Origin of the sequence: Mycobacterium appelbergii (assembly GCF_032883035.1) — a bacterium.
GTDB lineage: Bacteria > Actinomycetota > Actinomycetes > Mycobacteriales > Mycobacteriaceae > Mycobacterium > Mycobacterium appelbergii.
The window spans coordinates 300,734-313,488 of the sequence record NZ_JAMQTH010000007.1; the positions used below are offsets into that span (position 1 = coordinate 300,734).

A 12,755-nucleotide genomic window follows, 5' to 3' on the forward strand; every position below is an offset into this window, starting at 1 on the left:
CTTGCAGGATAACGCACATGGTTCTATTGTCTGTTGGTATGCAATTAGGACCATGGATTTGAGTCCGCCACTCATCGGGATATGCGGGGTGGCCACCACCGCCACCTGGGGTTTCTGGTCCCAGCAGGCTGTGCTGACCGCCCAGACCTACCTCGACGCGGTGATCGGCGCTGGTGGCCAGCCGCTGATCCTGCCGCCGTCGGTTGACGCCGACGTGGCGAGGCTAGTGAACCTCCTCGACGGCATCGTGCTCGCCGGCGGCACCGACATCGCACCCGGGCATTACGGCGAAACCGCTAGCGCGCAAACCGAAGAGACCCACCCGGTACGCGACGCCTTCGAACTCCGGCTGACCGCAGCCGTCCTCGAACACGACATCCCGGTGCTCGGCATCTGCCGCGGTCTGCAAATCCTCAATGTCGCGACCGGCGGCACCCTGCACCAACACCTGCTCGACGCCGGATTCACCGAGCACCGGCCCGCCCCAGGGCGCCTCGACGCGACTACCAGGCACGCCGTGGAGATCGATGCCGACAGCGTGCTGGGACGGTGCGGACTCGCCGGCGTACGCGAGGTCAATTCCCATCACCACCAAGGGGTCTCGGTCATCGGCAAGGGTGGTCGGATCATTGCCACCGCCCTCCCCGATCGCAGTGTCGAAGCCGTCGAATGGCCGCGACAACGGTTCGCCCTCGGTGTGCAGTGGCACCCGGAGGACCCGCCGATGCACGCAATCTTTGCCGAATTCGTCGCGGCCGCCGCGCTACTCACCGAACCCGTCACACCCGTGGGAGCACCATGACCGACACCGTCCTCGAACCGGCCACCGGTGCTGTCCTGGCCGAGGTGCCGTGGGTCGACGCGGACGCCGTCGACCGTGCGGTGCAGCGCGCCGCCTCGGCTCAACCGGCGTGGCAGGCAACCTCCCCTGCACACAAGGCCGGGGTCCTGCTGGCGATCGCCGACGGAGTTCGTGCGCAAGCCGAGCACCTTGCCCGCCTGGAAGCGCGCAATGTGGGCATGCCCATCGGTGACGCGCGGGGCAGCATCGCCGGGGTGGCCCAGACCTTCCGCTACTACGCCGCCGCACCGGAACGCCTGCTGGGCATGACAATCCCGGTTGCCGACGGCGTGGACATGACCTTCCACGAGCCTCTCGGCGTGGTCGGACTCATCACGCCGTGGAACTTCCCGATGGCCATCGCGGCGTGGAAGGTCGCGCCTGCGCTGGCCGCAGGCAACGGCATCGTCCTCAAACCGTCCGAACTCACCCCGCTGACCGCCTTGGAACTGCAACGGATCTGTCTCGAAGCCGGGCTGCCCGAGGGTCTGCTCAACGTGGTGGTGGGTTCTGGCACGGCCGTCGGACGCGCGTTGGTGAATCACCCGGGAGTCCGCAAGATCGCCTTCACCGGGTCCACCGCGGTCGGCCGTGAGATCAGCCAACGCGCCGGCGACCAGATCAAACGGGTGACCCTGGAGCTCGGTGGCAAATCTGCTTCGGTGGTGTTCGCCGACGCCGATCTGTCCGCCGCGGCGCACGGGCTGGTCGGCGGCGTATTCGGCAACGCCGGGCAGGACTGTTGTGCGCGCTCAAGGGTCTTCGTGCACCGCCGGGTTCTCGACGAATTCCTCGACCACCTGCGGGACGCGACGACCGCACTGCGCGTCGGCGATCCGCTCGACGAGTCGACACAGATGGGCCCGTTGATCTCGGCGCAACATCGGAGCAAAGTCACCTCGTACGTGAACTGGGCTCCGGTCGCGTTCCAGGGGACCGCACCCGACGGACCAGGGTTCTGGTTTCCCCCGACAGTGCTCCACCCCATCGAAGACGACCATCCCTGCGCGCGCGACGAGATCTTCGGGCCCGTCGTGTGCGTGCTGCCGTTCGACTCCGAAGCCGAAGTGACGCAACGGGTCAACACCACGCCCTATGGTTTGTCCGGGTCGGTGTGGACGGCCGATGTCGCGCGTGCCCTGCGGATGGCACGCGCGATCGATGCCGGCGCGCTGGCAGTGAACTCCTACAGCTCGGTGCGGGTGCACACCCCGTTCGGCGGGTTCAAGGAGTCCGGCCTCGGCCGCGAACTCGGCCCGGACGCCCCGCTCGCCTACACCGAGACAAAGAACGTCTTCATCTCGACGAAGAACCCTGGAGAATCGTGACCACAACCCCCGTCAGCTCCTTCGCCAACCACCTGCCCGTCCGGGTGAGCTTCGGCGATGGTGTCGCCCACACACTGCCGGACCTCGTCAGGGCCGCCGGTGCGACCCGCGTCCTGGTACTCACCGACCAGGACATCGAGACCTACAACCCGGCCGTGGCCGACGTGCTGAGCACCCTGGAGGGCTCCGGCCTGTCCGTCGTCAGATTGGAGAAACCGCCGGGCGAACCGACGATCGCGATGGTGGACGACACCACGGCGCGGATGCGCACCGAAGAGGTCGGCGCCCTCGTCGCGCTCGGCGGCGGATCGGTGATCGATACGGCCAAAGCCGCGCGACTCTGCCACCAGCAGGGGTCGTCATTCGCCGAATTCCTCGACTCCGAGCGGGTCTACCCCGCTCCCGTCATACCGTTGTTCGCGGTGCCGACGACGGCAGGCACCGGATCCGAGGTGTCCGGCGGATCAGTGGTGTCCGACCCCGCGGCCGGACGCAAGGCCGGCATCGCACACCCGAACCTGCGGGCCCAGTACGCCGTTGTCGATCCCGTGCTGACCTGGAGCATGCCACCGGCCATGACCGCCAATACCGGAATCGACGCCCTGGCACAGGCCATCGCCGCTACGGTCGCCAAGGTGCGCACACCCATCGGCGACGCCATCGCGCTCGAAGCCGTGCGCCTGATGGGCACTTCTCTGGCCGCCGCCGTCCGCGACGGCAGCGACACCGCCGCCCGATCCAACATGGCGTGCGGCGCGATGATGGCGGGCCTCGCGATGAACATCTCGGACTGTACGGCCGAACATTCGCTGGGCCAGGCGATCGGTGGATTGACCGGTGCACCCCACGGACTGACCATCGGACTGGTCCTGGTCGAGACATTGGAACGGGAACGCCGCCATGTCCCAGCACAACTCGAGCGGGTCGCCGACGCGTGGGGCCTGCCCGCCGACGGCACCACCGACGGCACACGGCTGGTGACCGCGGTCCGGTCCCTGCTGGCCGAACTGGAGTTCCCGGTTCTCGCCGACCTCGGGCTCGCCGAGACCGATCTGGACCGACTGACCGATATGGCGCTCGCCGACTACTTCATCACGGTGTCCCCGCACCCATGGGAACGCACCGAGGTCCACCACGCGTTCGCCACCGCCCTGTCACTGCAGGGCCGCCAACTCACCTCGACGGCCGGTTAGGAGACACATGTCTGCGCAGCCCGCAAGACGGTCTCCGGGAGACCACCGCACTCCCGAACGCGTCGACGTGATCATCGTCGGGGCGGGCTTCTCGGGGTTGTACATGCTGCACCGTGCGCGCGGTCTGGGCCTGACCGCGCATATCCTCGAACGCGGCGACGACGTCGGTGGCACCTGGTACTGGAATCGCTATCCGGGAGCACGCTGCGACATCGAAAGCATCGACTATTCCTATTCTTTCGACGAGCAACTCACCAGGGACTGGCGGTGGCGGGAACGCTATGCGGCGCAGCCGGAGATCCTGGCCTATATCGGACACACCGCCGACCGGTTCGACCTCCGCAAGGACATCACCTTTTCCACCACGGTCCGCACCGCCGTCTGGACCGAAGCCGCCAACGAGTGGATTCTGCACTGCGACACCGGACACACGGTGCGGGCCACGTACTGCGTGATGGCCACGGGATGCCTGTCGGTGGCACAGCAGCCCGACTTCCCGGGGCTGGGCGACTTCACCGGAGAGTGGTACCACACCGGGCAGTGGCCGCACGAACCCGTCGACTTCACCGGAAAGACGGTCGCGGTGGTAGGGACAGGATCCTCGGGTATCCAGGCCATCCCACGTATCGCCGCCGTGGCGCGGCAACTTTACGTACTGCAACGCACGCCCAACTACAGCATGCCGGCGCACAACCGCCCGCTCACCGACGACGAACTCGACGCGGCCATCAGTGAATTCAGCCGGCGCCGCCGGATCTGCGAGCATTCCGACGCCGGGGTACCGCATCCTCCGCCGACCCGGACCACCTTCGACGTCACGGCAGAAGCGCGCCGCGCACGCTACGAGGAGGGCTGGCAACGCGGTGGCATCAACTCACTGTCGGCCGCCTTCACCGACTTCTTCACCGACGAGCGGGCCAACCGGCAGGCTCAGGACTTCGCCCGCGCCAAGATCCGCGAGATCGTCCGCGACCCCCGCACCGCGGCACTGCTCAGCCCGCAACACCACATCGGCACCAAGCGGACCTGCACCGACATCGGGTATTTCGAAACCTACAACCGCGACAACGTCGAGCTCGTCGACGCGAAGACCAACCCGATCCAGCACGTCACCAGAACCGGAATCCAGTTGCGCGACCGGCATATCGACGTCGATCTCATCGTGTTCGCGATCGGCTTCGACGCCATCACCGGGGCACTCGCCGACATCGACATCCGCGGCACCGACGGTGAGTCGCTCAAGCAGAAGTGGGCGCACGGTCCCCGTACCCTGCTGGGCCTGCAGTCGGCCGGGTTCCCGAACCTGTTCATGATCACCGGACCGGGCAGCCCGTCGGTGCTCAGCAACATGCTGGTGTCCATCGAGCAGCACGTGGACTGGATTGCCGACTGCCTGACGCACCTTCGCCGTCAAGGTGAGGACCGCATCGAGGCGGCGCCCGAGGCCGAGGACCGCTGGATGGACCACGTCGCCGAACTCGCCGCCGACACGCTCTACCCGAAGGCGAACTCCTGGTACCTGGGCGCCAACATCGCCGGGAAGCCGCGCACATTCATGCCCTACGTCGCCGGGTGCGGGCAGTACCGACAGGAATGTGAGCAGGTCGCGGCCCGCGGCTATGAGGGATTTCTGCTGGGGCGCCGCCCCAGCCCAATTGGTAAAGGGGCACAACCGTGACCGCTACCGTCAACGCAACGACCGCCTCCGAAGTCCTGGCACAGTTGCAGGCACAGAACATCACCACCGTGGTGTTGGGCGGGTGCGATACCCACGGTGTGATGCGGGGCAAGCGAATTCCGCTCAACGGGCTCGCCGAGGTGCTCGAGCACGGCATGCCGATGTGCGATGTGTTCTGGGTGATGCACGTCGACGAATCCGACCTCGTCACCAGGCCCGAGGGCCACACGGGCTACTTCCCCACCGAACGCGAGGGCTATCCGGACATCCTCACCGTGCCGGACCTGAACACGGTGCGGATCGTGCCCTGGCATCCCGGCACCGCGCTGTTCGTGTGCGATTGGCACCTGCCCGGAGGCGGCGGGACGGTGCCCATTTCACCGCGCGGGCTGCTGCGCCAGGTGGTTTCGCGCGCGCGGGACATGGGATACGAGCCGCACAGCGCCTTGGAGTTGGAGTTTTACCTGCTGCGCGAGAAGGCGGGCACGCCGCACCACAAGCGGCCCGACGAATTGGTGCCGCTGCAGGAACTGCCCAGTACCTACGGCGTGGTTCTCGGTTCACTGCAGGAAGACATCGGCTCGATCATCCGCACCCAGATGCTCGACTACGGCCTGCCCATCGAAGCGTGCAACCCCGAAACCGGGCCGGGCCAGTTCGAGATCACGCTGCACTACGGGCCCAGTCTGACCGCCGCCGACGACGCCTTCCTGTTCAAGTCCGGCATCAAGGAGATCGCGGCGCGCAACGACCTGCTGGCCACGTTCATGGCCAAGCCGAACACCAACTGGGCGGGAAACAGCTGCCACGTCCATGTGAGCCTGCGTGACGAGGCCGGCCGCGGAGTGTTCTACGACCAGGACGATCCGGATCAGTTGTCGGACACCATGCGGTATTTCGCCGGCGGAATCCTGCGCACGATGCGTGAATTCACCGCACTGATGGCCCCGACACCCAACTCCTACCGCCGGTACACGCCCTACTCGTGGGCCGGCACCACCGCGACCTGGGGCGTCGACAACCGCTCGGTCGGGCTCCGCGTCATCCGCGACGGTGAGCGTGGCACCCGACTCGAACATCGACAACCCGGCGGAGACGCCAACCCGTACATCGCCACCGCGGCCGTGCTGGCGGGCGGGCTGCACGGACTGGCCAACAAGATCGACCCCGGCGACCTCGACCAGCACGACATCTACGGCAGGCAGCCGGACCCGTCGGCCGTGCTGCCGACCGACCTGGGCGCGGCCGTGGACCTGCTGGAGGTCAGCCGGCCCGCCCGCGACTGGTTCGGCGACGACTTCGTCGACCACTACGTGCAGATGAAACGGGCAGAGCTGCAGGCCCAGTCCCTGGCGGTGACCGACTGGGAAGTCGCCCGCTACCTCGAAACCATGTAGTTCCCGACCTCTCCTGCCCCACCGAAAAAGGAAGGTGCGCAATGCCGGAAGCCAGTGACGTCAACGCACAGATCACCTCGGCGCACACGACCGCCGATCCGGGCCTGCGACGCGCCGGGATCAACTGGAAACAGGTCGCCATCCTTTCGGTGGCCGGCTGCGGACCCGCCTCGGTGATTGCATTGAATCTGCAATTCATGGGTCAGTTCGCCGGAGCCGCATTGGTTTTGGCATTCCTGCTGGTGTGGCCGGGAATCCTGGTGCTGGTCAACACGTTCGCGGAGTTCTCCAAACGCCTGCCCACCTCGGGAGGGCTGTACACGTGGAACTCCAAAGCGTGGGGACCCAACCTCGGGTTCGTCTACGGCTGGGTGTTCATCGGTGCGTACCTGGTCTTTTCGGCGGCCGGGTTCGCCGTGTTCGGCGGGTGGGTGCAGGAATGGCTCAGCACCCAGTTCGACGTGAGTGTCCCGTGGTGGGTCTTCACCTTTCTGGCCCTGGCCTACGTGTGTGTGCTCGCCTACCTCGGGATCACCCAGTCGCTGCACGCCGCCCTGGCCCTGCTGGCGTTCGAGATCATCGTCCTACTCGCCCTGGCGCTGTGGATCTTCATCACCGGTCCACAGGCCGGCGCCGGTTTCGGCGTCACACCTTTCCAGGTCTCCTCCGCCGGGTCGCTGGGCCTGGGTGGGGTCGGCCTGGCGATGACCTACGCCGTGCTGTCACATGTCGGCATCGAAGAGGGCGCGACGTTGGGACTGGAGGTCAAGGAACCCAAACGCCAGATTCCCCGCGGGCTGTGGGCGGCCGCCGTCGTCGTCCCGGTCTTCTACCTGGTGGTGGCCTACGCCATGGTGTACGGCTACGGGATCGACAACATGACCGCCTTCGGCGAGGACCCGGCACCGCTGCAGACGATCGCCCAGACCTACTGGGGCGAAGTCGGACTCGCCGTCGTCGTGCTCGCCACGGTGAGCAGCATTCTGGCCTTCAGTCAGACCGCGTTCCTGGCCGGCGCACGGGTTCTGTACACGCTGGGGCGGGAGCAGGTGCTGCCCCGTCGACTGGCCACGGTCTCTGCCCGCCACACCCCCGTCGTCGCCATCGCGGTGATGGGCGTGTTGTCGATGGCGCTCGGTGTGCCGCTGGCGTTTCTGGTCGGTCCGTTCAACGTGTGGGGCTATTTCGGGTTCCTGATCTCCATCGCGTTCCTGGTGTCCTACATCTTCACCAACTTCGGGCTGGTGCGGTACATGCGGCGCATCGGCGAGTTTCACTGGTTCCGGCACGGGGTGCTGGGTGTGGTGGGCTCGATCGTGTTCCTCTATCCGCTGTACAAGACGGTGTGGCCACTGCAGAGCGGCATCTACGGCGCGCTGCCGTTCGTCTATCTCGCCTGGATCGCCATCGGAGTCGGTCTGCTGCTGCACACTTTGCGTAAGCGTCCCGAGGTCATGGCACGGATCGGCACCTCACTGGCCGACAGCGGCGACACGGCCGAGCGACTGTAACGCGCGCGTTCAGCCGGGCAACACCGGAACCGAGCCGCCGACCATCAGCGGCCCCACTTCCTTCCAACCCGCATTGTCTGCGGTTCCCGAGGACGAAAGCTGCAGCACGCCACGCTGATCCGCCACGTACACCGTCGACGGATTGGCGGTCACCGTCGTCACCGGCATCTGCAGATTGCGGCTGGGCCCGTCGGAGTTCACCCCGTCCAGGTTGACGTAGGACACCGGATGCTGCGGATCGGTGCGGCTGACCACGATGTCGTCACCGGTGCGCCACGACAGCGACACCACCGAATTGCCGAGCCCGAAGCCGAGCCGCCGCGGATAGGTCATCAGGAACTGGCCGTCCTGGGTCTGCTCGATGCCCGCCAGGATCACCTGCCCACCGATCACCATCGCCGCACGGGTGCCGTCGCGGGACAATTGCAGTTCGGTGATCGGGCCCGGGTAACGGCTGGACACCGCCGCCGAATCGACCGGTATCCGCGCGGGGGCGCCGGAAGCGTCCCGGAAGGCGCGCACCACGTTGATGCCGTCGACCACCACCCAGACCGCCTGGTCCAGTGACCAACTGGGCCGCGACAGCGTCCGGCCCTCCATGGCCTGAGCCGTACTGCCGCCGAGCGGTCCGATCCACAACGTCGCCGCAGTGGCTTCCGGGGCGCCGGGCAGCACCACCACCGACGCCGCGTCCTGACCGTTACGTGACACCGCGGCGGAAACCTGATTGGGCGCCTGCCCGAACGCGCCGGGCACCCGCGTCGTCCGCTGCCCGTCCAACGACACCAGCGATCCGTTCACCAGGGCGTGCAGTCCGGCCGCTGCGCCAGGTGCCGCGCCGGGGTCGGTGGCAGCGACGTCGGAGGTCTCCCAGCCGTCGGCGAACCGGTCGTCGAGCGGCGCACCGTCGGCGTTGATCACGTAGGGTCCGCGGATACCGGCCCGCGACAACGTCCAGATGATCTGGGCGGCAAGAAGTTGGCGGCTGTGCGGATCGGTGGTCGAGAGGTTGTCCAGGTCGATCCGGGCACCGCCGTAGCCCCGTCCGATGCCGGTCTTCCCGCCGTCGGCGCGGGTCACCGGACCCCGCAGTCGCAACGGCGATCCGACCAGGTTGCGCACCGCCCGTTCCATCTCAGGGCGCGGTCCGGCGATCAGTTTGGAGATGAGCTCGGTGGCGAGTTGGTCGGGGTCGGATACCGCCACGTAGCGCGGGTCGGGCACGACTGTGGTTCCGGTCGGGTCGACGAAGTACAGGGTGTAGCGCTTGTACGTGGACTGAAACTGCTGCCAGTCAAGGAAAACTCCGTTGGGCAGCCGGTCGATACGCCAGCCGCCGGATGTCTGAACCAGTTCGATCGGGCCCGGATCGGGCAGCGCCCCCTCCCCCGTCTCGAACACTCCCATATCCGATAGGGAGCCCAGGATGTCGGCGCGCATGGTGACCGAAACCCGATCCGAACTACGGGTTTCGACGAACACCACCCGGTCGATCAACAGTGCGCTGCCTGCGTCGTCCCAGGAACTCGAGGCGGATTCGGTGAGGAACTGACGCGCTGCCAGGTGCCGGTTGGCGGGATCGGCGGTGGCTTTGAGGAATTCCCGCAGCAGCACGTCGGGATCCATGTCGGGTGTCGGTTTGGGCAGGCTCGGGGGCGCGGGCCTGTCGACCGTGCCGATCGCCTGTGGTGATGAGGAACTGGGTATCCCGGCGCAACCGGCCGTCACGACGACCAGGCCGACGATCATGATCAACGCCGTCAGCAGACGCTTCACACGTTCTCCTCCGCCGGCGCGCGGTTTTGACTGGGTTGCCGCGGGTTACGTTGGGGCTGAGCAGGTTTGAGTGGCAGCGGGCTGGTCGTCACCTTGTGTCCACGGATCAGCGGCAGGGTGAGCCGGAAGCAGGCGCCCTTGCCCGGTTCGCCCCAGGCTTCGAGCCTGCCCTGATGCAGGCGGGCGTCCTCGATGCTGATGGCCAGGCCAAGCCCGGTGCCGCCGGACCGGCGAACCCGCGACGGGTCCGAGCGCCAGAATCGGCTGAACACCAGTTTCTCCTCACCGGGGCGCAGCCCGACACCGAAGTCGCGGACCGTCACCGCGACGGTGTCTTCGTCGGCGGCCATCCGGATCCGGACGGGTTTGCGTTCGGCGTGGTCGATGGCGTTGGCGATGAGGTTGCGCAGGATACGTTCCACCCGGCGGGGATCCACCTCGGCGATCACTTCGTCACCGGGCATGTCCACATCGAGGTCGACCTCGGCGTCGGCGGCGAGGTGCCCGACGTTGTCCAGCGCGCTCTGCACCGTCGAGCGCAGATCCACCGACTCGACCGACAATTCGGCGACACCGGCGTCGTGACGGGAGATTTCCAGCAGATCGGCCAGCAGTGTCTCGAAGCGGTCCAGCTCACTGACCATCAGCTCGGTGGACCTGCGCAGCGCGGGATCGAGATCCTCGCTGTGGTCATAGATCAGGTCGGCGGCCATCCGCACCGTGGTCAGCGGCGTACGCAGCTCGTGGCTGACGTCAGAGGTGAAGCGGCGCTGCAGATTACCGAATTCCTCCAGCTGCTGGATCTGTCGCGAGAGGCTTTCGGCCATATCGTTGAACGACACCGCGAGACGCGCCATATCGTCCTCGCCGCGCACCGGCATCCGCTCGGTGAGGTGCCCCTCGGCGAACCGTTCGGCGATGCGTGAGGCAGAGCGCACCGGTTGCACGATCTGCCGGGCCACCACCAGCGCGATGGCGGCGAGCAGACCGAGCAGGACCACTCCACCGGTCAGCATGGTGCCGCGCACCAGCGAGATGGTGCTTTCCTCGTTGTTCAGCGGGAAGATCAGGTACAGCTCAAGGTTGGGCACCGATGACGATGTCGGGCTGCCGACGATGAGCGCCGGACCGGAGAATCCGTCGGTACGCACCGTCGCGTACTGGTAGCTGACCTGCCCGGCTTTGACGAAATCACGCAGCGCGTCGGGGATCTGCTGCACCGGGCCCGCGGCGGTGGCCGCGCGCGGACCGTCGCCCGGAACCACCAGCACCGCGTCGAACGTACCGGCCAGGCCGGCGCCCACATCGGCCTTGCGGTCGATGAGGGTGTTGCGCGCCAGCTGCAGGCTGCTGTCCAACGACCGGGATTCCTCCCCGCCCACGATGCCGGTGACCGTATTACGGGCCCGGTCCACCTCTTCGGTGGCGGCCTTCACCTTGACTTCGAGGATCCGATCGGTGATCTGGCTGGTCAGCACGAAGCCCAGCACAAGGATGACGGCAAGCGAAAGCCCCAGCGTCAGCGTCACCACGCGTACTTGCAGCGAGCGTCGCCAGACCAGACTCAGGGCGCGGCCCAGCGTCCCCAATCCGCGTAACAGTGGGCCGGAACGCCAGCGCCCGCGGATACGGCGTCTGGACCCGAAGATCACGGGGGTCCGGCCTTGTATCCCACTCCTCGAACGGTCAACACCACCTGCGGGTTCTCCGGGTCTTTCTCGACCTTGGCCCGCAACCGCTGGACATGCACGTTCACCAAACGGGTGTCAGCGGGGTGGCGATATCCCCACACCTGTTCGAGCAGCACATCACGAGTAAACACCTGCCGCGGTTTGCGCGCCAACGCCACGAGCAGGTCGAACTCCAGCGGTGTCAGCGAAATCTGCTCGCCCTGCCGGGTCACCTTGTGCGCGGGCACGTCGATCTCGACATCGCTGATCGACAGCAACTCCGCCGGCTCGTCCTCGTTACGGCGCAGCCGCGCCCGCACCCGCGCGACCAGCTCCTTCGGCTTGAACGGCTTCATCACGTAGTCGTCGGCACCGGACTCCAGGCCCAGCACCACGTCAACGGTGTCGGTCTTGGCCGTCAACATCACGATCGGCACACCGGAATCGGCGCGCAGCACACGGCACACGTCGATGCCGTTCATGCCCGGCAACATCAGGTCCAGCAAAACCAAATCGGGCCGCAGTTCACGAACCGCGGTGAGCGCCTGGCTGCCGTCGCCGATGACCGCGGTGTCGAAACCCTCGCCACGCAGAACGATGGTGAGCATCTCGGCCAGCGATGGGTCGTCGTCGACGACAAGAATCCTTTGCCTCATGGTGTCCATGGTGTCACCAGATTGCGATAAAACTCGGCTACCACACGCCGGTGTCGTGGCTTTATCCGCTGCTTAACCGGCCTGCCAGGACCGCCGGATCCACATCGGGGCCCGCCAGCGCCCACGGGCCGCACCAGTCGGCGGCGGCCAGGACACGATAGACCTCGCCGGTTCGCCGCTGCAGACCGCCGTCACGTTCGTAGGCGTCCTTGGCGCGATCGGCCTCCGTGTTGGCACGGTGCTCGGCCCGCTGGGCGGCCAATTCGGTGGATACGTTCAGCAGCACCTGCCAGTCCGGCACCGGCAGTTTCAGCCGGTCGAACTCGAGCGCCCGCACCCATTCGACCGCGTCACCCTCGGCCCCCTGATGCAACCGGGCAGCACTGTAGGCCGCGTTGGATGCGACGTAGCGGTCCAGGATGACGACGTCATGAGCGGCCTGCAGGTGTGCGATCTCCTCGCGGGCACCGGCCCGGTCCAACGCGAACAGCGTGGCCATCGCATAGACGGAGTCGGCGAGGTCGCCATGTCCGCCGTGCAGTGCCTCGGCCGCCAGGTCAGCCTCCACGGACCTGCCGTACCGCGGAAACGCCAGGACGCCGACTGACTTGTGGGCGGCCTCGAACGCGGCCCGCAGGCCATTGGTCAGGGTGCGCTTGCCTGCGCCGTCGACGCCTTCGATCACGATGAGCACGCGTCGCAGCC

General features: G+C 66.9%; 10 protein-coding genes. 6 read left to right on the forward strand and 4 right to left on the reverse strand.

Annotated elements, in window-relative coordinates; all coding sequences use genetic code 11:
- The first annotated feature begins 52 nt into the window (after positions 1–52).
- From M1247_RS18160 to M1247_RS18185, 6 genes are read left to right on the forward strand one after another with little or no spacing between them, the layout of a single operon-like run.
- Entirely contained in the window at positions 53–802 is a 750-nt protein-coding gene (locus tag M1247_RS18160; protein ID WP_317157749.1) for a gamma-glutamyl-gamma-aminobutyrate hydrolase family protein, read from the forward strand.
- On the forward strand, positions 799–2,169 hold the full coding sequence (locus M1247_RS18165) for an aldehyde dehydrogenase family protein (RefSeq protein ID WP_317157750.1): 1,371 nt from the start codon (positions 799–801) through the stop codon (positions 2,167–2,169). The genes M1247_RS18160 and M1247_RS18165 overlap by 4 nt, the downstream gene beginning before the upstream one ends.
- Entirely contained in the window at positions 2,166–3,362 is a 1,197-nt protein-coding gene (locus M1247_RS18170; protein ID WP_317157751.1) for an iron-containing alcohol dehydrogenase family protein, read from the forward strand. The genes M1247_RS18165 and M1247_RS18170 overlap by 4 nt, the downstream gene beginning before the upstream one ends.
- 7 nt (positions 3,363–3,369) lie before the next feature.
- Complete coding sequence (locus M1247_RS18175; protein ID WP_317157752.1) at positions 3,370–5,040, forward strand: flavin-containing monooxygenase; 1,671 nt, start codon at positions 3,370–3,372, stop codon at positions 5,038–5,040.
- Positions 5,037–6,437, forward strand: a complete 1,401-nt coding sequence (locus tag M1247_RS18180) for a glutamine synthetase family protein (RefSeq protein WP_317157753.1) — start codon at positions 5,037–5,039, stop codon at positions 6,435–6,437. The genes M1247_RS18175 and M1247_RS18180 overlap by 4 nt, the downstream gene beginning before the upstream one ends.
- A 41-nt stretch (positions 6,438–6,478) precedes the next feature.
- The gene (locus M1247_RS18185) at positions 6,479–7,948 is read left to right on the forward strand and encodes an APC family permease (protein ID WP_317157754.1); all 1,470 of its coding nucleotides are present in this window, start codon (positions 6,479–6,481) and stop codon (positions 7,946–7,948) included.
- 9 nt (positions 7,949–7,957) lie between these two features.
- Here the strand turns inward: M1247_RS18185 and lpqB are convergent, their stop codons facing one another.
- Genes lpqB through M1247_RS18205 form a run of 4 tightly spaced genes read right to left on the reverse strand, consistent with a single transcriptional unit; the run spans position 7,958 to position 12,744 of the window.
- Positions 7,958–9,724: an MtrAB system accessory lipoprotein LpqB gene (gene lpqB / locus M1247_RS18190; RefSeq protein WP_458695235.1), complete on the reverse strand. Its 1,767-nt coding sequence runs from the start codon at positions 9,722–9,724 to the stop codon at positions 7,958–7,960.
- The gene (gene mtrB / locus M1247_RS18195; protein WP_317157755.1) at positions 9,721–11,376 is read right to left on the reverse strand and encodes an MtrAB system histidine kinase MtrB; all 1,656 of its coding nucleotides are present in this window, start codon (positions 11,374–11,376) and stop codon (positions 9,721–9,723) included. Before mtrB ends, lpqB begins: the two co-directional genes overlap by 4 nt.
- Positions 11,373–12,059, reverse strand: a complete 687-nt coding sequence (gene mtrA / locus M1247_RS18200) for a two-component system response regulator MtrA (protein WP_018601429.1) — start codon at positions 12,057–12,059, stop codon at positions 11,373–11,375. The genes mtrB and mtrA overlap by 4 nt, the downstream gene beginning before the upstream one ends.
- A gap of 52 nt (positions 12,060–12,111) precedes the next feature.
- Positions 12,112–12,744 carry a dTMP kinase gene (locus M1247_RS18205; RefSeq protein WP_317157756.1) on the reverse strand — a complete coding sequence of 211 codons (633 nt, stop codon included), beginning with the start codon at positions 12,742–12,744 and terminating at the stop codon, positions 12,112–12,114.
- Positions 12,745–12,755: the final 11 nt, after the last annotated feature.

Coding starts and splice junctions, on each gene's coding strand:
- M1247_RS18160 (WP_317157749.1), top strand. CDS start 53: ATGGATTTGAGTCCGCCACTCATCGGGATATGCGGGGTGGCCACCACC.
- M1247_RS18165 (WP_317157750.1), top strand. CDS start 799: ATGACCGACACCGTCCTCGAACCGGCCACCGGTGCTGTCCTGGCCGAG.
- M1247_RS18175 (WP_317157752.1), top strand. CDS start 3,370: ATGTCTGCGCAGCCCGCAAGACGGTCTCCGGGAGACCACCGCACTCCC.
- M1247_RS18185 (WP_317157754.1), top strand. CDS start 6,479: ATGCCGGAAGCCAGTGACGTCAACGCACAGATCACCTCGGCGCACACG.
- mtrA (WP_018601429.1), bottom strand. CDS start 12,059: ATGGACACCATGAGGCAAAGGATTCTTGTCGTCGACGACGACCCATCG.